Origin of the sequence: Frigoribacterium sp. PhB24, from assembly GCF_003755185.1 — a bacterium.
Lineage (GTDB): Bacteria > Actinomycetota > Actinomycetes > Actinomycetales > Microbacteriaceae > Frigoribacterium.
On record NZ_RKIC01000009.1, the window covers coordinates 521,561 to 546,602 of the forward strand.

At 71.0% G+C, this 25,042-nt stretch carries 22 protein-coding genes and 2 tRNA genes; 4 read left to right on the forward strand and 20 right to left on the reverse strand.

The window, feature by feature from the left end:
* Window positions 1-240 precede the first annotated feature (240 nt).
* The 4 genes from EDF50_RS02980 to EDF50_RS02995 all read right to left on the reverse strand — a co-directional run bounded on the left by EDF50_RS02980 (window position 241) and on the right by EDF50_RS02995 (window position 3,167).
* Window positions 241-582 carry a hypothetical protein gene (locus EDF50_RS02980; protein WP_148076743.1) on the reverse strand — a complete coding sequence of 114 codons (342 nt, stop codon included), beginning with the start codon at window positions 580-582 and terminating at the stop codon, window positions 241-243.
* Window positions 583-742: 160 nt separating this feature from the next.
* A tRNA-Ile gene (locus EDF50_RS02985) sits at window positions 743-816 on the reverse strand.
* A 57-nt stretch (window positions 817-873) separates the two neighbouring features.
* A complete protein-coding gene (locus EDF50_RS02990; RefSeq protein WP_370453955.1) occupies window positions 874-2,157 on the reverse strand; it encodes a glycosyltransferase in 1,284 nt (427 codons plus the stop codon).
* Window positions 2,158-2,252: 95 nt separating this feature from the next.
* Window positions 2,253-3,167: a DMT family transporter gene (locus EDF50_RS02995; RefSeq protein ID WP_123518417.1), complete on the reverse strand. Its 915-nt coding sequence runs from the start codon at window positions 3,165-3,167 to the stop codon at window positions 2,253-2,255.
* Between the two features lie 41 nt (window positions 3,168-3,208).
* On the opposite strand from EDF50_RS02995, the gene def reads away from it, so the two are divergent.
* Window positions 3,209-3,778, forward strand: coding sequence for a peptide deformylase (def, locus tag EDF50_RS03000; protein ID WP_123517979.1), 570 nt, complete (start codon window positions 3,209-3,211; stop codon window positions 3,776-3,778).
* Window positions 3,779-3,909: 131 nt separating this feature from the next.
* Here the strand turns inward: def and EDF50_RS03005 are convergent.
* The 10 genes from EDF50_RS03005 to dusB all read right to left on the reverse strand — a co-directional run bounded on the left by EDF50_RS03005 (window position 3,910) and on the right by dusB (window position 16,461).
* Window positions 3,910-3,982: transfer RNA gene (locus EDF50_RS03005), tRNA-Asn, on the reverse strand.
* A gap of 113 nt (window positions 3,983-4,095) precedes the next feature.
* Window positions 4,096-5,136 carry an NAD(P)-dependent oxidoreductase gene (locus tag EDF50_RS03010; RefSeq protein ID WP_233570278.1) on the reverse strand — a complete coding sequence of 347 codons (1,041 nt, stop codon included), beginning with the start codon at window positions 5,134-5,136 and terminating at the stop codon, window positions 4,096-4,098.
* Entirely contained in the window at window positions 5,133-6,038 is a 906-nt protein-coding gene (locus tag EDF50_RS03015; protein WP_233570279.1) for a dipeptide/oligopeptide/nickel ABC transporter ATP-binding protein, read from the reverse strand. Before EDF50_RS03015 ends, EDF50_RS03010 begins: the two co-directional genes overlap by 4 nt.
* Window positions 6,039-6,040: 2 nt before the next feature.
* Window positions 6,041-7,783, reverse strand: coding sequence for an ABC transporter ATP-binding protein (locus tag EDF50_RS03020; RefSeq protein WP_123517981.1), 1,743 nt, complete (start codon window positions 7,781-7,783; stop codon window positions 6,041-6,043).
* Window positions 7,780-8,793, reverse strand: a complete 1,014-nt coding sequence (locus EDF50_RS03025) for an ABC transporter permease (RefSeq protein ID WP_123517982.1) — start codon at window positions 8,791-8,793, stop codon at window positions 7,780-7,782. Before EDF50_RS03025 ends, EDF50_RS03020 begins: the two co-directional genes overlap by 4 nt.
* 2 nt (window positions 8,794-8,795) lie before the next feature.
* Window positions 8,796-9,881: an ABC transporter permease gene (locus tag EDF50_RS03030; protein ID WP_370453965.1), complete on the reverse strand. Its 1,086-nt coding sequence runs from the start codon at window positions 9,879-9,881 to the stop codon at window positions 8,796-8,798.
* 167 nt (window positions 9,882-10,048) lie between these two features.
* Window positions 10,049-11,671: an ABC transporter substrate-binding protein gene (locus EDF50_RS03035; protein WP_123517985.1), complete on the reverse strand. Its 1,623-nt coding sequence runs from the start codon at window positions 11,669-11,671 to the stop codon at window positions 10,049-10,051.
* Window positions 11,672-11,898: 227 nt separating this feature from the next.
* Window positions 11,899-13,851, reverse strand: a complete 1,953-nt coding sequence (locus EDF50_RS03040; protein WP_199738555.1) for a CHC2 zinc finger domain-containing protein — start codon at window positions 13,849-13,851, stop codon at window positions 11,899-11,901.
* Between the two features lie 133 nt (window positions 13,852-13,984).
* Window positions 13,985-15,256, reverse strand: a complete 1,272-nt coding sequence (locus EDF50_RS03045; protein ID WP_123517989.1) for a deoxyguanosinetriphosphate triphosphohydrolase — start codon at window positions 15,254-15,256, stop codon at window positions 13,985-13,987.
* A gap of 47 nt (window positions 15,257-15,303) precedes the next feature.
* Window positions 15,304-16,461 carry a tRNA dihydrouridine synthase DusB gene (gene dusB / locus EDF50_RS03050; protein ID WP_123517990.1) on the reverse strand — a complete coding sequence of 386 codons (1,158 nt, stop codon included), beginning with the start codon at window positions 16,459-16,461 and terminating at the stop codon, window positions 15,304-15,306.
* A 15-nt stretch (window positions 16,462-16,476) separates the two neighbouring features.
* Between dusB and EDF50_RS03055 the strand changes: the two genes are divergently transcribed.
* Window positions 16,477-17,001, forward strand: a complete 525-nt coding sequence (locus EDF50_RS03055) for an aminoacyl-tRNA deacylase (RefSeq protein WP_123517992.1) — start codon at window positions 16,477-16,479, stop codon at window positions 16,999-17,001.
* A gap of 165 nt (window positions 17,002-17,166) precedes the next feature.
* Here the strand turns inward: EDF50_RS03055 and EDF50_RS03060 are convergent, their stop codons facing one another.
* The 4 genes from EDF50_RS03060 to EDF50_RS03075 all read right to left on the reverse strand — a co-directional run bounded on the left by EDF50_RS03060 (window position 17,167) and on the right by EDF50_RS03075 (window position 21,745).
* Window positions 17,167-17,835: a DsbA family protein gene (locus tag EDF50_RS03060; protein ID WP_123517994.1), complete on the reverse strand. Its 669-nt coding sequence runs from the start codon at window positions 17,833-17,835 to the stop codon at window positions 17,167-17,169.
* A complete protein-coding gene (locus tag EDF50_RS03065; protein ID WP_123517995.1) occupies window positions 17,832-18,860 on the reverse strand; it encodes a glycyl-tRNA synthetase in 1,029 nt (342 codons plus the stop codon). The genes EDF50_RS03060 and EDF50_RS03065 overlap by 4 nt, the downstream gene beginning before the upstream one ends.
* A 380-nt stretch (window positions 18,861-19,240) precedes the next feature.
* Complete coding sequence (locus EDF50_RS03070) at window positions 19,241-20,626, reverse strand: glycine--tRNA ligase (protein ID WP_056045637.1); 1,386 nt, start codon at window positions 20,624-20,626, stop codon at window positions 19,241-19,243.
* A gap of 78 nt (window positions 20,627-20,704) precedes the next feature.
* Window positions 20,705-21,745 carry an aminotransferase class V-fold PLP-dependent enzyme gene (locus EDF50_RS03075; RefSeq protein ID WP_123517997.1) on the reverse strand — a complete coding sequence of 347 codons (1,041 nt, stop codon included), beginning with the start codon at window positions 21,743-21,745 and terminating at the stop codon, window positions 20,705-20,707.
* Window positions 21,746-21,826: 81 nt separating this feature from the next.
* On the opposite strand from EDF50_RS03075, the gene EDF50_RS03080 reads away from it, so the two are divergent.
* Window positions 21,827-22,783 (forward strand): LysR family transcriptional regulator, encoded by a 957-nt coding sequence (locus tag EDF50_RS03080; protein ID WP_123517999.1) that lies wholly within the window; start codon window positions 21,827-21,829, stop codon window positions 22,781-22,783.
* 32 nt (window positions 22,784-22,815) lie between these two features.
* Window positions 22,816-23,487 carry a hypothetical protein gene (locus EDF50_RS03085; protein WP_148076744.1) on the forward strand — a complete coding sequence of 224 codons (672 nt, stop codon included), beginning with the start codon at window positions 22,816-22,818 and terminating at the stop codon, window positions 23,485-23,487.
* An 11-nt stretch (window positions 23,488-23,498) separates the two neighbouring features.
* On the opposite strand, the gene EDF50_RS03090 is transcribed toward EDF50_RS03085, so the two are convergent.
* On the reverse strand, window positions 23,499-24,296 hold the full coding sequence (locus tag EDF50_RS03090) for an isoprenyl transferase (RefSeq protein ID WP_233570280.1): 798 nt from the start codon (window positions 24,294-24,296) through the stop codon (window positions 23,499-23,501).
* A complete protein-coding gene (recO, locus tag EDF50_RS03095) occupies window positions 24,293-25,036 on the reverse strand; it encodes a DNA repair protein RecO (protein WP_123518004.1) in 744 nt (247 codons plus the stop codon). The genes EDF50_RS03090 and recO overlap by 4 nt, the downstream gene beginning before the upstream one ends.
* Window positions 25,037-25,042: the final 6 nt, after the last annotated feature.

Consider the following 25,042-nt stretch of genomic DNA (forward strand, 5'->3'; position numbering starts at 1 on the left):
ATGCACTTCGGTGAACCGAGGAGTCGCATCCGGCATTCCCGAGGGCCGCCTCGAATCGCGTGTCGGCAACTCCGGGCCGGTGCTGCGCCGCGAATGCTCGGGCGCCGGAACACGGCGCCCGCACGGATCAGCGCAGCAGGAGGCAGGAGTTGCCGACCACGCGGCGGGGTGGTCGACGCGGCAGTCAGGCGCGCTGCCAGGCGGGCGCGCCGTCGGGGCGGACCGGGCGGCCGGCGAGGTTCAGGCGAGAGGGGCGAGGCGCAGCCAGCGCTCGGCGACCTGCGCCTGCGAGACGGGCCCGTCGCCGTCACGATCGATCTGGGGCGAGTCGAACTCGACCCACCAGGTGCGGGCCGACCCACCGATGGCCGACACCCCCTGCCAGGCGCTCCCCCCGGCGCGGACCACGATGCCGGTCGGGCCGTACGGAAACGGCGTCGCCGGATCTTCGTCCGAATCGAGCACGTACACCTGCGCCCCCACGCCCATGCGGGCCGGGCCCGAACGCCTGTCGTCGTCGGAGGAGTCGCCGCCCCAGGCGTCGGGGTCGGGCTCCGGCCGTCGGGGCCGCTTGGTGAACATGGTCGACATCGTGCCACGCGCGGACGTCACCGCGCGACGACGCGGCCGCGCTCACAGCAGGCCCGGAGGCCGTGCTCGCGGGGTGCCGGACACGACTCACCCGGCCCGGCGGCCGGCCCGGCGGCCGGGCCGGCGACGAACCGCGTCCGAACACGACGAGTAGGGCGGACGGGACTTGAACCCGTGACCGATCGATTATGAGTCGACTGCTCTAACCGGCTGAGCTACCGCCCCCCGCGTCGGCCCACCGGCGCGTATTGCGGTCGGCCGGGGCGGTGCCGCGGTCGACCGTCAGTGCGCGCGGTCGGACGCCGCGTCGGTGGAGGGGACCACCGGCTGACCACGATACAGGCTCTCGAACACGCTGAGCGTGCGCTCGATGTCGTGCCCCTCGATCACCTTCAGGCTGGCCCGGCGCATGGCGAGGTACTCGTCGTCGGGTGCGGTCAACACCGTCGTGAGCTTGTCGGCGAGGTCGCGGCTGTCGCCCGGGCGGAAGAGGTAGCCGTTCTCGCCCTCGTCGACCAGGTGCGGCAGGGCCATCGCGTCGGCCACGACGATCGGCAGGCCCGAGGCCATCGCCTCGAGGCTGGCGATGCTCTGCAGCTCGGCGATCGACGGCATGGCGAACACGGTCGACTCAGTGAGCGTGCGACGCAACTCGTCGTCGGACAGGTAGCCCGCGAAGGTGACCACGTCGGCGAGCCCCAGGTCGCGACTGGTCGTCTGGAGCTGCTTGAACAGGTCTCCCCCGCCCACGATCGTCAGCGTGGCGCCGAGGGCGGGGTCGAGCAACGTCATGGCCTTGAGCAACACGTCGATCTGCTTCTCGGCCGTGACCCGACCGACGAACACGATGCGATTCGACTCGGGGCGGGTGTCGAGGGCCGTGTAGTGGCCGGCCTCGATGCCGCACGAGACGGCGAGCACACCGGTGACGGCGACCGACTTCTCGAGGAACGTCGCCGCCTTCTGCGTGGGTGTCGTGATCGCGGCGGCCTTGCGGAACGTCTTGCTCGCGTCGTTCCACGCCATCTGGGTCGCCTTGGCGCGGAGACCCTTCGGCAGCCCGGTGTGCTCGAGCAGGTTCTCGGGCATGAAGTGGTTCGTCGCGACGATGCGGACGCCACGGCGTTCGGCGACCTGCGCCACACCCCGGCCCATGACGATGTGCGACTGGATGTGCACCACGTCGGGGTGGATCTCGTCGAAGATCTTCTCGGCGTGTTCTTGCACCCGCCACGGTGTCGCGAAACGCAGCCAGTCGTGCAACGGCCAGCGGGTCGAGTAGAGCCGGTGCACCGTCAGCGTCACGCCGCCGTGCTGTTCGAGGAAGGTGCCGTGGTGGCGGCTCGCAGCCGGCACCATGAGGTGCACGTCATGGCCGCGCTGTGCGAGGCCCACGGCGAGCCGCTCGGTGAAGTTGGCGGCGCCGTTGACGTCGGGCGGGAAGGTGTCGCCCGCGATCAGCACGGTGAGGCGGTCGGACGACCCCGAGGAGGCGCGGCGGTCGACAGCAGCCGACGTCGCGTCGTCGGGTCGGCCGGGTTCCGAGGGCGTCGGGGCAGGTGTCACGGGTCGTGGCGTCCTTCTCGTGCTCGGTGGAGTGTGCGGCGCGTCGTGCGGCCGGATGGTCGTGGGACCGGCGGACGCGACGAACCCACGCTAGCTCAGGCTCGGGTCTGGGGATGGTATTTGGCGAGTTGGAACACGCCGTAGACCGCGATGGCGGCCGCGACGACGAAGAAGACGCCCGCGATCGCGGGCGCGTTCTGCGCCTCGCCGAGCACGACGATGCCGATGCCGACCGCGATGAGCGGGTCGACGACGGTGAGGCCGGCGATGACGAGGTCGGGCGGCCCGGACGAGTAGGCGTTCTGCACGAAGTACCCTCCGAGCAGACCGGCCGCGAGCAGGAAGACGATGCAGACGATCGTCAGCCAGTCAAAATTGCCGGCGAAGACGCGGTTCAGCACGACCTTGGCGAGAGTCGCGACGAAGCCGTACAGCACGCCCGCCGCGATGATGTAGAACAGGGCGCTGCGGCGGCGGCGCAGCAGCGCGAAGGCGACGCCCAGCACGGCTCCGACGACGGCGAGGATCACGAGCACGGTGACGAGCTGCCGGGTCGTGATCTCGGGCTCGATGGCCGTGAAGGCCGCCACGGTGACGAACAGACCGACCCCGCCGACGCAGAAGAGGATCGCCCGCTTGGCACGCCGGTCGAGCCGTCGTCCGGTGGAACGCGAGTTGAGGATCGCCGTGATCACGAGCGCGACCGCCCCGAGCGGTTGCACCACGAGCAACGGTGCGATGCGGAGGCTGGTCAGCTGGAACAGGATCGCGAGGCCGAGCATCAGCGTGCCCAGCACCCACGAGGGGCGGCCCACGAGGGCGAGCACCTGGCGGACGTTCATGCCGCTCTTCGCCGCGCCGATCCGCCGCTCGACCTTGGCGACGCCCTGGTGCTGCAGCTGCGCGCCGATCGAGAGGAACACCGCACCGATCAGGGCGATGGGGATGCCGAGCGCCTGGTAGGGGGTCAGGGATACCTGCTGGGTGAGCTCCCCGATGTCCGTCGTCACGGCGTCCACGCTAGCGCCGTGGCGCTGGATAGTCTGGACGAATGGCCGTTCGACCCATTTCCATCACGGGTGACCCCGTGCTCCACTCCCCCGCCTCCGAGGTGACCGTCGTCGACGACGAGTTGCGCACGCTGGTCGCCGACATGTTCGAGACGATGGACGCCGCCCCCGGCGTCGGCCTCGCCGGCCCTCAGGTGGGCGTCGGCAAGCGCTTGTTCGTCTACTCGTGGACCGACGACGACGGCGAACTGTGGCGCGGCGTCGCGATCAACCCGACGCTCTGGCAGAGCCCGCTCTCGATCGAATCACTCGACGACGACGACTCCGAGTCCGAGGGGTGCCTGTCGGTGCCGGGCGAGAGGTTCCCGCTGCGCCGCGCCGACGGCGTCGTGCTGCGGGCCACCGACCTCGAGGGCGACGAGTTCGAGATCGAGGTCTGGGGCTGGCTCGCCCGCATCTTCCAGCACGAGTACGACCACCTCGACGGCATCCTCTACGCGGACCGGCTCGAGCACCCGTTCCACAAGGCGGCCGCCAAAGCGGTCCGCAAGAAGGGCTGGGGCCAGCCGGGCAGCACGTGGCTGCCGGGAGTCGACCACCTCGAGGACTGACCTCGGACCGGGCCGACCCGAGACGAAGGAGGCGCGTCCTGCGAACCGCAGGACGCGCCTCCTTCTCGTCCACCGCCTGAGGCGGACCGGGCAAGAGAAAAGGCCCAGAGGGTGGAGCCTCTGGGCCTTCGCTCCCCGAGTTGGACTCGAACCAACAACCTGCCGGTTAACAGCCGGCTGCTCTGCCAATTGAGCTATCGAGGAATGGCAACCGCCCCGGACTTTCGTCCGTGACAGCGGAGACAACACTAGCAAAGATCTGAGGCCCCGACGGACCACGCCGTCGGCGCGGCGCGTCGCACGCCCCGACCGCTGCGTCAGTACCCGTCGTGCGGGTCGACGACGCCGACGAACTCGCCGTCACCGAGGAACGCCCGGACGTTGTGGCGGATGCGCTCGGCCAACAACGGGGCGGTCATCTCCGGCGTGTCCGCCTGATGGGGGGTCACGATGACGCGCGGCTCGTGGAAGAGCGGGTGACCGTCGGGGAGTGGTTCGGGCGTGGTGACGTCCACGCCTGCTCCCCAGAGACGTTCCGACCGGACCGCGGTGACGAGGGCGTCCGTGTCGACCAGGCTGCCCCGCGCGACGTTCACGAACACGGCCGTCGGTGGCAGCAGAGCCAGCCGGCGCGCGTCCAACAGGCCCGCCGTGCCGGGCGTGGCGGCTGCGGCGAGGACGAGGACGTCGGCGGCCGGCAGCACCCCGTCGAGGCGTTCGACGGGCACCGTCAGATCGGCTCCGGGCACGGGGTCGCCCGAACGGCGCACGATCGTCACCCGGACGTCGAACGGGGCCAGGAGCCGCATCAGCTCGATCGCGATGCCACCGGCGCCGACGATCACGACGTGCCGCCCGTAGAGCGAGCGGCCCTGCTGTTCGGTGGCCCAGGCCGTCGCGCGGACGCGCTGGGGCACGACCCGCAGCAGCGAGAGCACGAGCATGAGGGCGTGTTCGGCCACGGGTTCGGCGAACGCCCCCTTGGCACTGGTCCAGAGCGGCAGCGCTCGGTCGGCACGGGCCGAGATCACGTCGGCGAAGGCGTCGACCCCGGCGTACGGCAGCTGCACCCACTCGATGGCCGGATTCTCGTCCAGGGCTCGCGCGAGGCCCGCCGGATCGCGGTACGAGAGCCAGACCAGACCGCGGGTCTCCGGGCCGAGCGGGACGACGTCCGCTCCCCCGGCACGCACGGCCTCGACGAAGACCGGGGTCGATCGGGGAGCCACCGAGACGGCGCCCGGGGTCGGGCGTCGCTCCGGCGTGAGGACGGGACCCGCGGTGACGACCGCGCGGTGGCCGCGCGCGCCTCCTGGGCTCGTCGCTGGTGCGGGGCCCGAGGCCGGCTCGGCGCTCACGGTGCCTGGTCGCCCGTGGCCCCGGCGTCGGGGTCGGGTTCGAGCGGGCGCCCGGCCTCGCGCTCCTCGGGCCGGATGATGTCGATCGGGGTGGTCTGCGAGAGCACCTTGACGTACGGGTCGATACCGGTCCTGAGGACCTCGTCGATGTCGCCCAGCCCCACCAGGCGGCCGGCCCGCATGACGGCGACCCGGTCGGTGATCGCCCGGGCCTCGGCCACCGACGAGGTGACGACGAGGGCGGAGAACTGACGACCCTCGTGCAGGTTCTTGATCACGTCGAGGACGGCCTGGCGGACGAGCACGTCGACGCCACGGGCGGGCTCGTCCGCGATCAGCAGCGGCGGTTCGAGGACGAGGCTGCGGGCCAGGGCGACACGCTGCCGCTGACCCGAGCTGAGCTCCCAGGTCTGCTTGAGCATCGTGCCGAGCGGCAGGTGGACACCGTCGACGAGCGTGGCGACGATGCGCCCGGCCTCGGTCCGGTCGAACTTGCGGTCGCGCAGGTAGATGGGCTCGGCGATGGCCTCGCCCACGGTCAGGTCGGGACTGAGGCGTTCGCCGTCGTCCTGGGCCAGGTAGCCGACCATGGTCGACAGCCGATCGCGACGCCGGCTCGACAGCTTGCCGACGTCCTGACCGAACACCCGGGCCGTGCCGCCGACGAGGCGCGGCCGCCCCTCGTCGACGCGGCCCGTGCCGGTCAGCCCCGCCAGGGCCATGGCGAGGGTCGACTTGCCCGAACCGCTCTCGCCGAGCACGGCGACGATCTCGCCCGGCTCGACCCGCAACGTGACGCCGTCGACGGCGCGCACGGCCGGGTGGCCGGCGCGCGCCGGGTAGAGCAGCGAGAGGTCGTCGGTGACGACCGGCTGATCGAGGTCGAGCTCGCGACCCGGCACCCTCAGGCCACCCCGCCCGTGGCGCGTCCGGGGGCGGCGTCGTCCGCCGCCCGGCGGTCCAGGGCTGCCAACCGCTCGCGACGAGACGCCTGCTCGATCGGATCGGGCACCGGCAACGACGCCAGCAGGCGCTGCGTGTAGGGGTGCTCGGGTGCGCCGAGGACCTGGTCGTTCGGACCGCTCTCGATCAGGTCGCCGTGGAACAGCACGCCGATCCGGTCGGCCAGCATGTTCACGACGGCGAGGTCGTGGCTGATGAACAGGGCGGCGAAGCCCAGCTGCGACTGCAGTTCGGTGAACAACTCGAGCACGCGTGCCTGCACCGACACGTCGAGGGCGCTCGTGGGCTCGTCGGCGATCAGCAACGTCGGGTCGAGGGCGAGCGACCGGGCGAGGCTGGCCCGCTGGCGTTGTCCGCCGCTGAGCTCGTGCGGGTAGCGGTCGGCGAACGACTTCGGCAGCTGCACCGCCTCGAGCAGTTCGTCGACGCGGGGGCGAGCGGCGCGGGCGTCCTTCGCGCGGCCGTGCACGATCAAGGGCTCCGCCACGCACTCGGCGATCGTGAGCAGGGGGTTGAAGCTCGACGCGGGGTCCTGGAAGACGAAACCGATGTCGGCGCGCTTCGGCTTGAAGTCGCGCTCGTGCACCCCGTTCATCTCGATGCCCAGCACCTCGAGCGACCCGCCGGTGACCTTCGTCAACCCGGCGATGGCCCGCCCGATCGTGGTCTTGCCCGAACCGCTCTCGCCGACCAGGCCCAGGACCTCGCCGCGGGCGATCGTGAAGTCGACGCCCTTGACGGCCCGGAAGCCGCCGCGGCCGAGGCGTCCCGGGTACTCGATCTCGAGCCCGCTGGCGCGCACGACGACCTCGCTGTCGGCCGGTTGCTCCTGCTGCGTGTGACCCCGGGCCTCGAGCTTGGGCACCGAGCCGAGCAGACGCTTGGTGTAGTCGTCCTGCGGGTTCGCGAACAACTCGACGGCGGGCGCCTGTTCGACGACCTTGCCGAGGTACATGACGGCGACGCGGTCGGCGAGGTCGGCGACCACGCCCATGTTGTGCGTGATCAGCACGATGGCCGTGCCGAACTCGTCACGGCAGCGGCGCAACAGGTCGAGGATCTCGGCCTGCACGGTCACGTCGAGGGCCGTCGTCGGCTCGTCCGCGACGATCACGGACGGATCGAGCACCAGCGCCATGGCGATGACCACACGCTGCTTCTGGCCGCCCGAGAACTGGTGCGGGTAGTAGTCGACGCGGGTCTCGGGGTCGGGGATGCCCACGCGACGCAGGATGTCGATCGCCTTTGCCCGCGCCTCCTTGCGTCCGACCTTGCCGTGCGCCCGCAAGCCCTCGGCGATCTGCCAGCCCACCGTGTAGACGGGGTTCAGCGCGGTGGAAGGCTCTTGGAAGACCATGGCGACGTCGGTGCCGCGCAGCTCGCGCACCTTCTTCGGGCCGATCTCGAGGACGTTCTGCCCCGAGAGCAGCACCGCACCGGTGGCGACCGCCGTCTCGGGCAGCAGGCCGAGGATCGTCTTGGCGGTCACGGTCTTGCCGCTGCCGGATTCGCCGACGATGGCGAGCACCTCGCCGGCGCGGACGTCGAGGGTCACGCCCTGCACGGCGGCCACGTCACCGCCGTCGGTCGCGAATGTCACCTCGAGGTCGGTGATGCCGACGGCGACGGGACGCTCGTCGCGAGGCGCCGTCGGTCGGCCGGTCGTGGTCGTGTCGGCGTTCATGCGGTCACCTCGTCGTTCGTCGTGGTCGTGGCCTGCTCGGTGCCGCGGGTGCCCTTCGTCTTGCGCTTCGCGCGACGTCGGGTCCGGAGGCGCGGGTCGGCCAGGTCGTTCAGGCTCTCGCCCATCAGCGTGATGCCGAGAACCATCAGCACGATCGCCGCTCCCGGGAAGACGCCGGTCCACCAGATGCCGCTGGCCGTGTCGGACAGGGCGCGATTCAGGTCGTAGCCCCACTCCGCCGCAGCGGTCGGGCCGATGCCGAAGCCCAGGAAGCCGAGGGCCGCGAGGGTGAGGATCGCCTCGGACGCGTTCAGCGTGAGGATCAGGGGCAGGCTGCGCGTGGCGTTCCGCAGGACGTGCTTGAACATGATGCGGCCCGTGCTGCTGCCGTTCACCTTGGCCGACTCGACGAAGGCCTCGGCCTTCAGCCTGGTGGCCTCGGCGCGGACGACCCGGAAGTACTGCGGCACGTAGACCACGGTGATCGAGATGCCCGCCGAGATGATGCCGCCCCAGAGGCTCGACTGGCCACCGCTGATGACGATCGACACGACGATCGCGAGCAACAGCGACGGGAAGGCGTAGACCGCGTCGGCGACGACCACGAGCACCCGGTCGAGCCACCCGCCGAGGTAGCCCGAGATCAGACCGAGCGTCACGCCGATCGTGATCGACAGCACGACGGCCACGATGACGACCGCGACGGCGGTGCGGGTGCCCCACATGACACGGCTGAAGACGTCGTAGCCGCCGACCGTGGTGCCCCACAGGTGCTCGGCCGAGGGCGGCGCCTGGCGGGGAAAGGCCTCGGTGGCCCCGCGCAGCTGGCCGAAGCCGTACGGGGCGATGAGCGGGGCGAAGATCGCCAGCACCACGAAGACGGCGACGATGACGACTCCGGTCAGCAGCATGCCGCGCTGCAGGCCGACCGAACGACGGATCTGCGCGACGACGGGGAGGCGCTTGTAGAGGGGCTCGCGGCGGTCGGCCGCGACGGCTGCATCGGTCATGGTCAGTACCTCACGCGGGGGTCGATCAGGGCGGCGATCACGTCGACCACGAAGTTGGTCACGGCGACGATGACGGCGAGCACGGCCACGATGCCCTGCACGGCGATGAAGTCCCGGGCCGACAGGTACTGCTGCAGCTGGAAGCCCAACCCGCGCCAGCCGAAGGTGGTCTCGGTCAGCACCGAGCCGCCGAGCAGCATGGCGATCTGCAGTCCCATGACGGTGATAATCGGGATCAGCGCGGGCTTGAGCGCGTGGGCCCGGACGAGCCGGAACTCGCTGACACCCCGCGACCGGGCCGCGTCGACGTACTCGGAACCGAGCGTGCCGATCACGTTGGTGCGCACGAGGCGCAGGAAGATGCCGGCGGTCAGGACGCCGAGCGCCAAGGCGGGCAGGACGGCGTGCGACAGCACGTCGACGATGATCGTCGAGTTGCCGGTGCGCAGGGCGTCGACGATGTAGATGCCCGTCGGATTGTCGATCCGACCCAGCGCGATGGCGACGCGGGTGCTCGCACGACCGCCCAGGGGCAGCCAGCCGAGCCAGACCGAGAAGGTCAGCTTGAGCAGCAGGCCGGCGAAGAAGACCGGGGTGGCGTAGGCGAGGATCGCGAGGACGCGCAGGATCGCGTCGGGCCAGCGGTCGCGCACGTAGGCGGCGAGCATGCCGAGAGGGATGCCCAGCACGAGGGCGACGATCAGCGCGTAGAAGACCAGCTCGATCGTGGCGCTCCCGTACTGCAACAGGATGCCGCTGATCTCGCGGTTGTCGGTCGCGGTGGTGCCGAAGTCGCCGCGCACGATCTGGCCCAGGTACTCGAGGTACTGGACGATCACCGGGCGGTCGTAGCCGGCGGCCGCGAGACGCTCTTGCAGCTGCGCCTCGGTGAGGCGACCGCCGACGGAGGCGGTGATCGGGTTTCCGACCACGCGCATCAGGAAGAACACGAGCGTGACGAGGATGAACACGGTCGGCACGATGAGGATCGCGCGGACCACGATGTAGCGTCCGAGGCCGCCACCGCCGGAACCGCGGGACTTCCCGGGGCTGGAGGTGGGCGGCGCCGTGAGGGAGCCGTCGGTGATCAGGGTCACGTCGTTGGGCCTTTCGATGGTGTGGTGCCGGTCGCAGACCGGAGGGGGCGCCCCGCGGGATCGCGAGTCGCCCCCTCGGCGGACGGCCGTGGTGCGGAGTCCCCCGGCCCGCGAGCCCTGCCGGCGCGCCGGCGGGGCTCAGGGGCCGAGGAGGCGCGTCAGCGGCTCAGCGCACCGTAACGGAACTTGAACGACGCGTCGAGCGTGTCGTCCACGCCCTTCACGTCGGACTGCGAGACGACGACCTGCGTGCCCTGCAGCAACGGCAGCGTGGGCAGGTCGGCCGCGACGGCGTCCTGGATCTGACCGATGGTCGCCTCGCGCGCCGAAGCGTCCTGCTCGCCGATCTCCTGCGTCAGCAGACCCTGGACGGTCGGGCTGTCGTAGTGGTTGCCGACGAAGTTGTCCGCGCTGAAGAACGGGGTCAGGTAGTTGTCGGCGTCCGAGAAGTCGGGGAACCAACCCAGCTGGTACACGGGGTAGGCGTCCTCACGGCGCTCGGTGCTGTAGGTGTCCCACAGGGTCGACTGCAGGTTGACGGTGAACAGGCCGCTCGCCTCGAGCTGCGACTTGATCAGCGCGTACTCCTCGTCGCTCGACGCACCGTAGTGGTCGGGGCTGTACTGCAGGTCGATCGACACCGGGGTGCTGACGCCGGCAGCCGACAGGGCCGCGGCGGCCTTGTCGACGTCGGGGCCGCCCTTGCCGTCGCCGTAGAGGCTCTCGAGGGGCTTGGTCGCGCCGGTCAGGCCGTCGGGGACGACCGAGTAGAGCGGCGTGTAGGTGTCGTTGTAGACGTCCTTCGCGAGGGCGGCACGGTCGATCGTGCCGGCCACCGACTGACGAACGGCCAAGGCCTTGGCCGGGTCGGCGTCGGGCTGCGTCGCACCGAAGGGCATGGTGTTGAAGTTGAAGACGAGGTAGCGGATCTCGCCGCCGGGGCCGTTGTGCACCGTGAGCGAGTCGTCCTTCGCCAGGTCGGCCAGGTCGGTGGGGCTCAGGCTGCGGTTCGCGACGTCGACGTCGCCGTTCTGGACCGCGAGCTTGAGGTCGGTCTCTTCGGTGTAATACGTCGCCGTGACCGAGTCGGTCTTCGGAGCACCGAGCACGCCGTCGTACGCGGCGTTCGCCTCGTAGGCGATCGTCTCGTTCTGCGAGTAGTCGGTGATGGTGTACTGGCCCGAGAAGGCGTCGCCCTTGACGATGTCGTCGGCGTCGGTCAGCGCGGTCGCCGAGAAGACGTCCTCGTCGACGATCGGGCCGGCGGGGCTCGAGAGCACCTGCGGCCAGGTCTGGTCGGCCGACTTGAGGGTGAAGACGACGGTGGTGTCGTCCGGTGCGTCGGTGCTGGCCAGGTTGCCGAGCAACGACGACGGGCCGTTGGGGTCGGCGATGGCCAGCTGACGGTCGAAGCTGAACTTGACGTCGCTCGAGGTGAGCGCGTTGCCGTTGGCGAAGGTCAGTCCGTCCTTCAGCGTGACCGTGTACTCGGTCGGGCTGGTGAAGTCCGCGGACGCGGCCAGGTCGGGCTCGACGTCGGGGCTGCCGTACGGGGCGTTCGTCAGGAACCCGAACACCTGGTTCTGGACGGCGAACGACCCGTTGTCGTACGAACCGGCGGGGTCGAGCGACGTGATGACGTCGGTCGTGCCGATGCTGAGACCGTCGAGGGCGTCGGTCGCGTCACCACCGGAGGCGCAGCCCGAGAGGACGAGCGCGGTGGCAGCGGCGCCACCGACGACGGCGAGGGCGCGTCGGGCGAGCGTGGAGTCGGATGTCATATCCGGTTACCTCTTTCTCTGTGTGCAAGGGGCCCCGGGCCGTGCTGTGGACGCGGCCGTTTCGGGGAACGTCCATTGGTAACACACCCGTGAGTCCGAGACCGGCTCATCTCGCAACTGTTTACAGGCCCGCAACGAACCCTTGCCAGCTGGTCCGGTCGTCCGCGACGACGGACTCCCGCGATGTATGCGCGTTCAGACCTGGGAGCCGAGACACGGCCGCGACCTCACTCTTGGCGGACGGACCGGCGCTCGGCCTCGACCGCGGCGATGCGCACCTGGATCTCGCGCCAGCGTTCGGGCTCGGTCTTCACGTCGGTGCGGAACGACTGCCCGAGTAACTCGGACTTCTCGCGGATCAGGTCGCGTTCGACGATCGAGACGACGATGCCGCGACAATACGTCGTGATCTCGCGCCCCTCGCGCTCGGGGATCGGGGCCACCGCGAGCTCTTTCGCCAGGGCGTCGAACGGCGACGGGGTCTGGCCGAGGACGACGTCGAGCCAGTCGGCCGAGTCGAACCGGTCGAGGCTCGCCCCGATCGCATCGCGGACGACGGCCAGGGCGCTGTTCTCGATGCGTGCCCGGGCCGCCCGCTGCATGAGGTCGAAGCCGACCGTCGCCGGGTGTTGGAGCATCGCCATGAGCGCGTCGCGCTCGGTGCGGGTGGTCAGGTCACCCGGCAGCGTCAACAGGCTCGGGCCGGCCGGCTCGTCGGGCACCGGGGGCAGGCTCGTGATCGACTGCCGGCCGTCGGAGACGCTCTTCGGCTGCGACCGCTCGAGCGCGTTCTGGGCCGAGGAGGCGCGACCCGCGTCGTCGACGGACCGCGCCACGTCGGCCGGGTCGAGCCCCAGCCAGCCCGCCAGCGACCGCACGTAGCCTTGCGTCATCGAGCGGTCACGGATGCCGGCCACCACCGGGGAGGCCGCCCGGAGCGCCGACACGCGCCCCTCGACGGTCTCGAGATCGTGCCCGTCGATCAGCCGACGGATCATGAACTCGAACATCGGCCGCTTGGTCGAGATGAGACGGCGCACGGCGTCGTCGCCGCGGTTCAGCCTCAGGTCGCACGGATCGAGCCCGTCGGGTGCCACTGCGACGAACGTCTGCGCGGCGAACCGCTGCTCTTCGGCGAACGCGCGGGACGCGGCGCGCTGACCCGCCTCGTCGGGGTCGAAGGTGAACACGACCTCGCCACCCGTCGACGTGTCGGCACCGCCGACGTCGCCGAGCATGGGACGAAGCACCTTGATGTGGTCGACCCCGAACGACGTGCCACAGGTCGCCACGGCCGTCGTGACGCCGGCAAGGTGGCAGGCCATGACATCGGTGTAGCCCTCGACGATGACGACCTGCTTGCCCTTCGAGATGTCCCGACGGGCCAGGTCGAGCCCGTAGAGCACCTGCGACTTGTGGTAGATCGGCGTCTCGGGGGTGTTGAGGTACTTCGGCCCCTTGTCGTCCTCGAGCAGGCGTCGCGCACCGAACCCGATGGTCGACCCCGTGACGTCGCGGATCGGCCAGACCAACCGCCCCCGGAAGCGGTCGTAGGGGCTGCGGATCGGCCAGACCAACCGCCCCCGGAAGCGGTCGTAGGGGCTGCGGTCGCCCTGACTCAGCAACCCCGCGGAGACGAGTTCGTCGTCGCGGTAGCCGAGCCCCTTGAGGTGCGACCGCAGAGCATCGAACGACTTGGGGGCGAAACCGACGCCGAAGCGCTCGGCCGCGGCCGGGTCGAAGCCCCGCTCGCCGAGGAACCGTCGCCCGGGCTCGGCGTCGGCGGCCGTCAGGTGGCCCACGAAGAATTCGCGAGCCGCCTCGTTCGCCGAGATGAGTCGCGCCCGGTTGCCGTGGTCACTGGCCTGCCCGCCGTCTTCGTAATGCAACTCGAAGCCGATGCGCGCGGCCATGCGCTCGACGGCCTCTTGGAACGTCGTGTGGTCGGTCTTCATCACGAAGCTGAAGACGTCGCCGTCCTCGCCGCAACCGAAGCAGTGGTAGCGGCCCACCTGGGGTCGGACGTGGAAGCTCGGACTGCGCTCGTCGTGGAACGGGCAGAGTCCCTTCAGCGAGCCCACGCCGGCGCCCTTGAGCGTGACGTGGTCGCCGACGATGTCGGCGATGTTGGTGCGCGACCGGACCTCGTCGATGTCGTTGCGTTTGATCAGGCCGGGCACGTGTCGATTGTAGGTCGCGCCACCGAGGAGTCCCATCCGAGGCGCCGACCGCGGGACGACGAGGAGGCGCGCCCGCGCTGGGGAGGACCCGCGCCTCCTCGAGGCGTCGTGCCCTGACGGCGGCCGGTCGGCCCTACCGGCCGGCGGTCAGCCGATCGTGCCAGGCCATGGCGCTCTGGTCGGTCAGGGAGGCGACCTGGTCGACGACGACGCGACGCCTCGCGGCATCGTCGTCCGCCGAAGCCCAGTCGGCCGCGAAACCCCGGTCGAGCTCGGACGGGCCCGACTGCCAGAGCGCGTCGGCGAGGCCGGTCAGCACTTCGCGCTGACGCAGGTAGATGGGCTGCCGGTTGTCGCGGGTCATGACGAACGCGGCGACGATGCCCTTCAGCACGGCGATCTCGCCGATCACGTCGGGGGCGACGACCACCGAGGCGCCGAACCGCATCAAGGCGTCGCCGGGATAGGACTCGCGCGTGGCCTGGGTGGCCGACCCGGCGAAACGGCCGATCAGCTGGCTCGTGAGGTTCTTGAGGCGGGCCTGGGCGAACCGGCTCCCGTCGTACGACTCGAGCCAGAAGGGCAGCGCCTGCAATCGGTCGAAGGCCTCGGTCAGCTCGTCGCGGCTCAACTCGCCACCGACCCACTCGTGCATGGCCGTGACCAACGAGTCGTGGTCGACCCGGGCCCCCAACGCGGCGACGTCGACGTAGCCGTTGACCACGGCGTCCTCGAAGTCGTGGACCGAGTACGCGATGTCGTCGCTGAGGTCCATCACCTGGGCCTCGACGCACCGCCGTCGACGCGGAGCGCCCCGGCGCAGCCACTCGAACGCGGCCGTGTCGTCGTCGTAGAAACCGAACTTCATGCGGCCGCCCGGATCGGGGATGCCCTGAGCCGTGGGCCACGGGTACTTGCAGCTGGCGTCGAGGCTGGCCCGCGTCAGGTTCAAGCCGAAACTGCGACCCGTCGCGTCGATCACCTTGGGCTCGATGCGGGTCAACAGCCGGAGGGTCTGCGCGTTGCCCTCGAAACCACCGATGTCGGTCGACCACTCGTTGAGCGCTCGCTCGCCATTGTGCCCGAACGGCGGGTGCCCGAGGTCGTGCGCCAGGCAGGCCGTGTCGACGACGTCGGGGTCGAGACCCAGGCTCGTGGCGAGCTCTCGACCGACCTGCGCGACCTCGAGCGAGTGCGTCAACCGGTTGCGGGCGAAGTCGAGGCCGGCGGTCGGGCTCAGCACCTGGGTCTTCGCCGCGAGACGACGCAGCGCACTGGAATGCAGGAGGCGCGCCCGGTCACGGGCGAAGTCGCTGCGGCGATTGGAGTGCTGCTCGGGCAACCATCGCTCGGAGTCGGCGGGGTCGTACCCGGGGGCGGCACTCGGCAGGGCTTCGGTGGACACCGGGGCCTCTCGGTCGGGAAGGGAAGGGATCTCGCGGACGGGCGTGCCTAGCCGCCGCTGTGGTGCAGTTCGGCGGCGGCGAGCTCGGCCTTGAAGGCCTCGTCGAGGTCGCGGCTCTCGAGCCACCGGTCGGGCAGGGCCGGACGCTTGGGGCTGCCGGCGCGACCTCGCGGCCCCTCGGCGGCCTCGCCGGGGTACTGCTCGTCGGGGTCCATCGTGGCGAGCAGGTCGTCGATCTGCTGCAGCGAGTCGGCGAGGGCGAGAGCGGCACGCACCTCTCCGCCCACGGGGTAGCCCTTGAAGTACCAGGCGACGTGCTTGCGCATGTCGCGGCAGGCCCGACCCTCGTCGCCCGACCAGAACTCGACCATGAGCTCGGCGTGGCGCCGGAAGGCCCGACCCACCTCGCCGAGGGTCGGCTCGGCCTTGAGGTTTTCACCACGGAAAGCCGCGGCGAGATCGCCGAACAACCACGGGCGACCGAGGCAGCCCCGGCCGACGACCACGCCGTCGCAGCCGGTCTCGTCGACCATGCGGAGGGCGTCGGCCGCCGACCAGATGTCGCCGTTGCCGAGGACCGGCACGTCGGTGATCGTCTGCTTCAGGGTCGCGATCGCCGACCAGTCGGCGGTGCCCGAGTAGAAGTCGGCCGCCGTGCGGGCGTGCAACGCGATGCTCGCCACCCCGGCGCCCTGCGCGGCGCGACCGGCCTCGAGGTAGGTGAGGTGGTCGTCGTCGATGCCCTTGCGCATCTTGACGGTGACCGGGATGTCTCCGGCGGCCTTGACCGCGCCCTCGACGATCTCGCGGAAGAGGCCGATCTTCCAGGGCAGGGCCGAACCGCCGCCCTTGCGGGTGACCTTGGGGACCGGGCAGCCGAAGTTGAGGTCGATGTGGTCGGCACGGTCCTCGGCGACCAGCATGGTGACCGCCTCGGCCACCGTGTTGGGCTCGACGCCGTAGAGCTGGATGCTGCGCGGGGTCTCGGACTCGTGGTGCTGGATCAGACGCATCGACTCGGGCGTGCGCTCGACCAGCGCGCGACTCGTGATCATCTCGCTCACGTAGAGCCCCGCGCCGTATTCGCGACAGAGGCGGCGGTAGGCCGTGTTGGTGATGCCCGCCATGGGGGCGAGCACGACCGGAGAGGCCACGTCGATCGGACCGATCGAGAGACCGCGCGAGGGCAGGGTGGTGGTGGACATCGTTACGATTCTCCCATGAGCGACGGCGGGCTGACGAGTGGTGTGGACGACGCGGAGGCCGGGGGCGGTCCAGAGCCGCTGGACGGCACGGGACGGGTGCGCACGGACGCCGCCGCGCGAGGCCTCGAGGTCGAGATCGTGGCCCGTCCGGCGGCCGACTCGCTCGAGGCGGCGGCTACCTCGCTCGGACTGCAGCCGTCGGACATCGTGAAGAGCCTCGTCGTCAAGAGACACGACGGGTCGTTCTTGTTCGCGCTGGTCCCGGGTGACCGACAGATCTCGTGGGCGAGGCTCCGGGCTGTCGTCGGCGTCAACAAGCTGTCGATGCCGAGCGCCGAGGTGGCCCTCGAGGCCACCGGGTACGAGCGGGGCACGATCACCCCCCTGGGCAGTTCGACCGCCTGGCCGGTCGTCGCGGACTCCCGCATCGTCGGGAGGCGCGTCGCCCTGGGGGCCGGAGCCCACGGCTTCAGCGCCTTCGTCGAGGCCGACGCCCTGATCGCCGGGTACGACGCGACCGTGGGCGACATCAGCGACTGACGCCGCGCCTCCCGGGCTCGTCGTCCGGGGACCCGTCGGTCGACGCACCGAGAATGCCCGGCGGGGCGACGAGGCAGGAGTCCCCCACGCATGCGACTGCGTCGGACGAGCCGAGCATGGTGAACGGAGTGGAGGGCGATGTCGCCCCGAACCCGACGGCCCCACTCACCGCGCCACCTCGGCGGCGACCTGCTCGAGGGCCTGCACGAAGGCCTCGGGGGCCTGGGCTCCCGAGATGCCGTACTTGCCGTCGAGGACGAAGAAGGGGACGCCGGTGATGCCGAACGCCTGCGCCTGGGCCTGGTCGGCGCGCACGTCGTCGAGGTGACGCCCCGTTTCGAGGGCCGCGCGCGCCTCCTTCTCGTCGAGACCGACCTCACCGGCCAGCACGACGAGGTCGTCGACGCGGCCCACGTGGCGACCCTCCTCGAAGTACGCGTGGAGGAGTCGTTCTTTCATCTCGACCTGACGGCCGTTCGCCTTGGCGAAGTGCAGCAGCTCGTGCGCCTTGACGGTGTTCGTGTGCTGGAGACGGTCGAAGTCGTAGGCGAGACCGACCTCGGCCGCGATCCCCGCGACGGTGCCGAGCATCCCTCGGACCTGGTCGGCGGGCATTCCTTTGTGCTTCGAGAGGAAGTCGACCTCGTCGCCCTCGAAGTCGACCGGGGTGTCGGGCGACAGCTCGAACGAGTGGTACTCGACCTCGACGGGGCCGCCGAAGCGTCGCACGGCCTCCTCGAACTTACGCTTGCCGATGAAGCACCACGGGCAGGCGATGTCGGACCAGATGTCGACCTTGACGGTCGCGGACGGGGAGGCGGAGTCTACGGTCACGGCACTCCCAACGTGCGCCCGACCACCGTCATTCCCCGTGCCTCGCCCGCATCGCTCACCCGCGTCCCCCGTGTCGGCAACTCCTGCCCCGTGCGGCGCCCGGGGACGGCGAGCCGCCACGTCCGACGACCCCGCGGCCCGAGCACGCGCGGCAGGCAGGAGTTGCCGACACGTGACGCCGGTCTCGGTCCGCCCGCCGTGGTGACGAGGGCCTCGACGGCAGCCGAGGTACGGGCCCACAGGTCACGGACCATGATGGTGCCCGCCCGGAACGGAACATGTCCGACGAGGGCGATGTCGGCGTCCTTGAGACGATCCTGGTCGAACCGGTTCTCGTGGTGCGCACGACCGTCGGTCTCGAGGCCCACGACCCCGTCGACGAGCATGTCCAGGATCTTGCCCGTGTCACCGACCGGGACCTGCCGCACGACGTGGTGCCCGGCGCGTCGCAGACGCGTTCCGGCCGCCGACTCGAGGATGCTCTCGGCTCCCCCGTCGCTCCAGGCCACCAGTCCCGCGGCGTCGGCACGCTTCCGTGCGAGGACCTCGGCGGCGTCCGAGTCGTCGGTCACGATGCCGGCGGCGCGGGCCCAGTCGACCAGGATGACCGCGTCCTCGAGCGACCCCGCCTCGACCACCGCCCGGGCCAGGGCGTCTCGCGGGTCCACGGACCAGGTCGTGCCTCGGCCCTCGAGCTCGACCGGGTCCCACACGACGCGGACACCCGGACGCCGCCGGAGCCGTGACGCGGTCTCGGGCACGGAGACGGTGATGGTCGGGCGCCGCCACGACCAGGCACCGAGCTGATGGAGCGCCGCTGCCCCGGTGAGTCGGCCGCCCACCGCGACGGCGACGAACCGAGGGTCGTCTCGGGGCCAGGTCGAGTACCAGCCACGGCGGGGTCGACGCACCGTGCGGGACCTTACGGCGACGGTCAGATGGCGGTCCGACGCACCGAGCGCGACGAGGTCACGCTTGTGCAGCAGGCCGCCGGCGGCGGAGACGAGTTCGGCGATCGTGGTCATGCCCCACAGCGTGCCGAGCGACGCCGACGAGAACGGGGCACCACCGCGCCACTGGGGATGACCCGGCCGCGCGAGAGCCTGGGGGCGAGCACCGACTCGCGACCCCGGCCGCCGAGGTCGGCAACTCCTGCATCCCGTCTGGCGACCGGACGAGACGCCGGTCGCTCGGCCTCCGCCGCTGCACGAGGCAGGAGTTGCCGACACGGCGCGGGTGCCACGAAAGACACCGGAAGGCACGGCACGGGTCGGCGCGGCGGAGGGGGACCGGAGCGGCGCCGACGCCGGTGCCGGAGCGGCGCCGACGCCGGTGCCGGTGCCGGAGCGGCGCCGGCGCCGGACCGCGCGGTGCGGGGCCGGGTTCGGCCCCGCCCCGGTGGCGGTTACGCGCCGAGCAGCTGCTCGGCCAGGTACGCCCGTAGCCCCGCCAGCGGGATGCGCTGCTGGGCCATGGTGTCGCGCTCGCGGACGGTGACGGCGTCGTCCTCGAGCGAGTCGAAGTCGACGGTGACGCAGAACGGCGTGCCGATCTCGTCCTGCCGGCGATAGCGACGGCCGATGGCACCGGCGTCGTCGAAGTCGATGTTCCAGTACTTGCGGAGGTCGGCCGCGAGCCCGCGAGCCATGGGCGACAGCTGCTCGTTGCGGCTGAGCGGCAGCACGGCGACCTTGATCGGTGCCAGACGGCGGTCGAGCTTCAGCACCGTGCGCTTGTCGACGCCGCCCTTGGCGTTGGGCGCCTCGTCCTCGGTGTACGCGTCGACCAGGAACGCCATGAGCGAGCGGGTCAGGCCGGCCGCGGGCTCGATGACGTACGGGGTCCAACGCTCGTTCTTCGCCTGATCGAAGTAGGTGAGGTCTTTGCCCGAGGCGGCGGCGTGGGTCTTGAGGTCGTAGTCGGTGCGGTTCGCGATGCCCTCGAGCTCGCCGAACTCGCCACCGGCGAAGCGGAAGCGGTACTCGATGTCGACGGTGCGCTTCGAGTAGTGCGAGAGCTTCTCGGCGGCGTGCTCGTAGAGACGCAGGTTCTCTGGGTCGATGCCGAGGTCCACGTACCACTGGAACCGCTGGTCGATCCAGTACTGGTGCCATTCTTCGTCGCTGCCTGGCTCGACGAAGAACTCCATCTCCATCTGCTCGAACTCGCGCGTGCGGAAGATGAAGTTGCCGGGCGTGATCTCGTTGCGGAAGCTCTTGCCGATCTGCCCGATGCCGAACGGCGGCTTGATGCGCGACGACTGCAGGATGTTGTCGAAGTTGGTGAAGATGCCCTGCGCCGTCTCGGGTCGCAGGTAGGCCATGCCCTGCTCGTTGTCGACGGGACCGAGGAAGGTCTTGAGCAGGCCCGAGAAGTTCTGCGGTTCGGTCCACGAGCCGGGCTGGCCCGTGTCGGGGTCGCGGACGTCGGCGAGGCCGTTCTCGGGCGGGTGGCCGTGCTTCGCCTCGTACGCCTCGAGGAGGTGGTCGGCGCGGTACCGCTTGTGGGTGTGCAACGACTCGACCAGCGGGTCGCTGAAGACCTCGACGTGGCCCGAGGCCTCCCACACCTGACGCGGCAGGATCACCGCGGAGTCCAGACCGACGACGTCGTCGCGGCCCTGCACCATGGTCTGCCACCACTGGCGCTTGATGTTCTCCTTCAGAGCGACTCCGAGGGGCCCGTAGTCCCAGGCCGAGCGCGAACCGCCGTAGATCTCTCCCGACTGGAAGACGAAGCCGCGGCGTTTGGCCAGGGCGATGACGGAATCGAGACGGTTGGGTGCTGCCACGTGTGATGCTCCGATGTGTTGAGGCCCGAGCTGGATGCCCGGTCGGTCGAGGTACCCGGCAACTCTAGCGGCGGAGCGTCACCGGCCGAGCGCGGCCACGACCGCCTCGACGTCGCTCTCGTCGTTCCAGAGGTGGAACGCGACGCGGACGCGACCGGCGCGCCCCGAGACGGTCAGGCCGGCGTCGCCGAGGAGGCGCTGGTCGCGTCCGTCGGGATCGGCCCAGGTCACGATCGCGCGGCCCTGCGCCTCGAGCCCGAGCCGCGAGCAGAGCGCGTCGCCCGTCCCGGTCGCGTGCGCCCAGGTCTCGTCGGCGTCGAGCCCGGCGAACGTCTCGAGGGCGGGCAGCGCCCCGGCCCAGGCCTGCCAGGCGGGTGACACGTCGAACGCCCGGGCATCCGTGGCGAGGTTCATCTCGGGGCCGTAACACGACGCCCACACGTCGGCGCCGGCGTACCACCCCGCCTGGGACGGCACCATGTGACGGCGCAGCCGGTCTCCCAGGGTCAGGAACGCCACCCCGCGCGGGCAGCACAACCACTTGTACGCGTGCGTGACGCTGGCGTCGTAGCGCGAGGCGTCGACGGGCCGCACACCCGCGGCCTGCGTGAGGTCGCAGAGCGTCAGCGCTCCGTGGCGGGCCGCCGCGGCGACGATGTCCGCGTCGTCGGCGACCTCGCCGGTGGCGGACTGGACGGCCGACCAGGCCACCAGGTGCGTGTCGGGCCCGACGGAACCGGCCACCTCGTCGAGCGGGACGCTCCGCACCCGGACGCCCCGCGCCTCCTGCACCACGAAGGGGTAGACGATCGAGCTGAAGTCGCCGGTGGGCACGAGCACCTCGGCACCGTCGGGTACGGAGGCGGCGATCACGGCGACCATCGAGGAGGTCTGGGACGCGATGGCGACGCGGCCGACGTCGACCCGGGCCAGGCGGGCGAAGGCCGCGCGCGCCTCCTCGACGACGGCGCCGTAAGTGACGGGCCCGGCCCGCCCGGACTCCCAGCGGTCGAGGTCGGTGCGCATCGCGTCGAGCGTGGAACGGAGCGGCAGGCCCATGGTGCAGGCCGCGAGGTAGCCCGGGACGGGGACGAAGAGGTCGGTACGCGGCGTGGTCATGGTCCCAGGCTCGACCCGACGGGACCCTGGGACAACCGCCAGTGTCTGAGGTCGAGCATCACCTCTGCTTATGATTCGAGCATGACCGACGAACTCGACCTCGCGTCTCTGCGCGTCGTCCGCGCCGTCGCCGACGCCGGCACCATCACCGCGGCGGCCGTCCTGCTCGGCTACAGCCAGCCCGCCGTCAGCCAGCAACTGCGTCGTGCCGAACGCCAGGTCGGCCAGCCGCTCGTGCTGCGCGCCGGCCGCGGCGTGGCCCTGACCGAGGCCGGGCAGAGACTCGCCGCGCACGCCGTCCACGTGCAGGCCGCCCTCGACGCCGCGCGGCAGGACCTCGACGACCTGGGCGGCGTCGCCATGGGCCGCGTCACGGTGGCCGGGTTCCCGAGCGCGTCGTCGACGATCGTCCCCGACGTGCTGTCCCGTCTGCGCGACCGGCACCCCGGCCTGACGGTCGACTACGTCGAGGCGGAACCGCCGGAGGCGCTGGCACGACTACGGGACGGCTCGGCCGACGTGGCGGTCACCTTCCACCACGGGGGCGGCCCCGGGGGCGAACGCGACCTGGACGGGCTGCTGCACCGCGCCTCCTTCGTCGACCGCACGGTGCTCGCCGTGCCCTCGGCGCACGCCTTCACCCGGGGCGACGACTTCGCGGGCCTGGCGCACGAGCGCTGGATCGGCGGGTGCCCCCGTTGCCGGGGTCACCTGCTCGCCACCTGCGCCGCGTCCGGGTTCGAACCCGAGATCGTGCTCGAGACCGACAACGCGCTGGCCGTGCTCGGGCTCGTCGCGGCGGGGCTCGGCGTCGCCCTGCTGCCAGGGCTCTCCCTCGTGTCCGCTGCCGTGCCTCCCGGGGTACGTGTGGTCGAGCTCGACGAAGGGCTCGCCCGCGTGGTGCACGTCGTCCACGGGCGCGGTGGTGACCGTGTGCCGAGCGTGCGTGCCGTCCTGGACGCCTTCGGGCAGGTGGACGGCGACGCGCTGGGGCTCGTGCCGGTCCGGCACGCCGAGCCGTCCACGACAGCGGGTTAGGCTTGGACGACGAATCGGGAGGGGTGCAGGTCGTGCGCAGAAGACTGACCGTCGGCGTCGCCGTCTCGGTGCTGGCCCTCGTCGGGCTCACCGGGTGTTTCCCGAGCCTCGACGACCTGACGCCGGTGGGTGCGGGCGGATCGGCGTCGACTCCGGGCACCGGCGGCACCGGCGCCCCCCAGCCCCAGGTGACGGGCGCGCCCGGCACGGGCGGGGGCACGGGCTCGCAGCCCGACGCGCTCGCACCGGGCGGCACGCTGCTCAACCAGGTCAACTACAAAGACCTCACCATCTACGTCTACGGCGTCGGCGAGCTCACCACCACGGCCCCCTCGATCTACGCGCGCCCCGACGGCACCGACCCCTACCCCGCCGGCACCGACGTCGAGGTCACGGCGTACGTGTTGACGAACAACTCGCAGCGCCGCCTCGACCTCACCGACCTCAGCGCCGACTACTCGTCCTACGGCAACGACCTGGCCACGCAGGACGTCTTCGCCGGACAGGACCTCTTGACCCAGCTCGGCTACGAGACGTCTCTCGACTCGAAGTTCCCGGCCGACAGCGCCACGTGGTACCTGCTGCCGGGCGAGTCGACCGTCTTCGCCAACGCATGGTTCCACCGGGCGGGTGACGGGCCGTTGACCCTGCAGTTCCTGTGGCCCGCCGAGCGCATCTTCCTGGGCGCGAACATCCAGTTCTGACGGGCTTCCCGTCAGGCCGGGGTCGGGGCGTCCACCGCTCCCCCGAACCGGCGCGTGCGCGAGGCGTACGTCTCGACGGCCTGCCACAGGTCGGTACGTGTGAAGTCGGGCCACAGCTGGTCGAGGAACACCATCTCGGCGTAGGCGGACTGCCAGAGCATGAAGTTGCTGGTGCGCTGCTCGCCCGAGCTGCGCACGAAGAGGTCGACGTCGGGCAGGTCGGGCGCGTACAACCGCTTCTGGATCAGCTTCTCGCCGACGGCCGAGGGCTTGAGCCGACCGGCGGCGACGTCGTCCGCGATGGACCGCACCGCGTCGGCGATCTCGGTCCGCCCGCCGTAGTTGACGCACATCGTCAGGGTCAGGACGTCGTTGCCCTTCGTCAGCTCCTCGGCGAACTGCAGCTCTTTGATGACCGACCCCCACAGCCGGGGCTTCCGCCCGGCCCACCTGACCCGCACGCCCCAGGCGTTCAACTGATCGCGCCGGCGGTGCAGCACGTCGCGGTTGAAGCCCATCAGGAAGCGCACCTCGTCGGGCGAGCGTTTCCAGTTCTCGGTCGAGAACGCGTAGACGCTGAGGTGCTTCACGCCGATCTGGATCGCTCCGGCGACCACGTCGAGCAGCGACATCTCGCCCGCTTTGTGCCCCTCGACGCGGGTGAGCCCCCGCCCGTTGGCCCAGCGGCCGTTGCCGTCCATCACGATCGCGACGTGCTCGGGCACGGCGCCCCTCGGCATCGTCGGCGGATGGACACCGGTCCAGTCGAGCGGGCGGAAATCGACGGCGTCGCGATGGGTCTTCTTCACGGTCTCTCTCTTCCGGGCACCCGGTCGACGTGCTGCAGCGATCGCAGTCCGCGTTCGAGATGCCATTGCGTGTACGCGGCGACCACGCCGCTCGCCTGGTTGCGGGTCGCGTCGGGGGCTTCCTCGGCGTGATCCCAGTCCCCCGTGAGGAGCGCGCCCAACAGGGCCAGCGCCTCCTGCGTCAACCGCGGCGCGCCGGGAGGGGCGTGCGAGTCGGCCACCACCCCACCCAGTTGGACGACGAAGGCCGAGTGCGGCCCGGGTGCGCCGGTGACGGCGCACTCGCCGAAGCTGGGTGACCAACCCGCGATGCTGAGCGCGCGCAGGAGGTACGAGTCGAGCGTGAGCTGGGGCTCGTGTTCGTGCCTCGACAAGGAGCGGAGAGCCCCGACGAGCAGGAGGTACTGCTGCAGTCCCGCCTCGGCCTCGGTCAGCTTGTCGGCCGTCTCGACCATGACGCTGCCGGCGGTGTAGCTCTCGTAGTCGCCGGCGATCACGGCACCGTACGAGCCCAGGGACTCGGCCTGCTGCACGATGTCGAGCGAGCGGCCCTCGTAGAGCTGCAGGTCGGCGACCATCATCGGCTCGAGCCGCGCGCCGAACTTCGACGCCGTTCGCCGGACCCCCTTGGCGACGGCCCGGATCTTGCCGTGGTTGCGACTGAGCATCGTGAGGATGCGGTCGGCCTCACCCAGCTTGTGGGTGCGCAGCACGACGCATTCATCACGGTAGACGGGCACCTGCCA

Coding starts and splice junctions, on each gene's coding strand:
- EDF50_RS02980 (WP_148076743.1), bottom strand. CDS start 582: ATGTTCACCAAGCGGCCCCGACGGCCGGAGCCCGACCCCGACGCCTGG.
- def (WP_123517979.1), top strand. CDS start 3,209: ATGGCCGTTCGACCCATTTCCATCACGGGTGACCCCGTGCTCCACTCC.
- EDF50_RS03020 (WP_123517981.1), bottom strand. CDS start 7,783: ATGAACGCCGACACGACCACGACCGGCCGACCGACGGCGCCTCGCGAC.
- EDF50_RS03025 (WP_123517982.1), bottom strand. CDS start 8,793: ATGACCGATGCAGCCGTCGCGGCCGACCGCCGCGAGCCCCTCTACAAG.
- EDF50_RS03035 (WP_123517985.1), bottom strand. CDS start 11,671: ATGACATCCGACTCCACGCTCGCCCGACGCGCCCTCGCCGTCGTCGGT.
- dusB (WP_123517990.1), bottom strand. CDS start 16,461: ATGTCCACCACCACCCTGCCCTCGCGCGGTCTCTCGATCGGTCCGATC.
- EDF50_RS03055 (WP_123517992.1), top strand. CDS start 16,477: ATGAGCGACGGCGGGCTGACGAGTGGTGTGGACGACGCGGAGGCCGGG.
- EDF50_RS03065 (WP_123517995.1), bottom strand. CDS start 18,860: ATGACCACGATCGCCGAACTCGTCTCCGCCGCCGGCGGCCTGCTGCAC.
- EDF50_RS03075 (WP_123517997.1), bottom strand. CDS start 21,745: ATGACCACGCCGCGTACCGACCTCTTCGTCCCCGTCCCGGGCTACCTC.
- EDF50_RS03080 (WP_123517999.1), top strand. CDS start 21,827: ATGACCGACGAACTCGACCTCGCGTCTCTGCGCGTCGTCCGCGCCGTC.